Genomic DNA, 242 nt, shown 5'->3' with positions numbered 1-242 from the left:
CAAACTCAAGCGCCGCTTGTACCGTCTGACCCTGGACGCCAGCGAATTGCCCGCCCCCGGCACGCCGCTGTTTTCCCCGAGCCATGGCAGTTCCATCGGCGAAGTGGTGCTGGCGGCCAACGCGGAACAAAACATTGAACTCCTTGCCGTGCTGCAAGCCGAAGCTGCCGAGGGTGGCGACATTCATCTCGGCACCCTGGAAGGACCCGCCCTGAACTTGCTCGACCTGCCTTACTCACTGG

At 62.8% G+C, this 242-nt stretch carries 1 pseudogene; it reads left to right on the top strand.

Features of this window, described 5'->3' with window-relative positions:
- Positions 1-16: 16 nt before the first annotated feature.
- A pseudogene (locus tag SB772_RS44830) lies at positions 17-242 on the top strand (hypothetical protein); the annotation flags it as partial.

It is taken from the genome of Paraburkholderia sp. SIMBA_030, from assembly GCF_046535245.1.
Taxonomy (GTDB): Bacteria; Pseudomonadota; Gammaproteobacteria; order Burkholderiales; family Burkholderiaceae; genus Paraburkholderia.
Note: the sequence above shows the minus strand (reverse complement) of the source record. Positions and strands in the feature narration are given on the sequence as shown.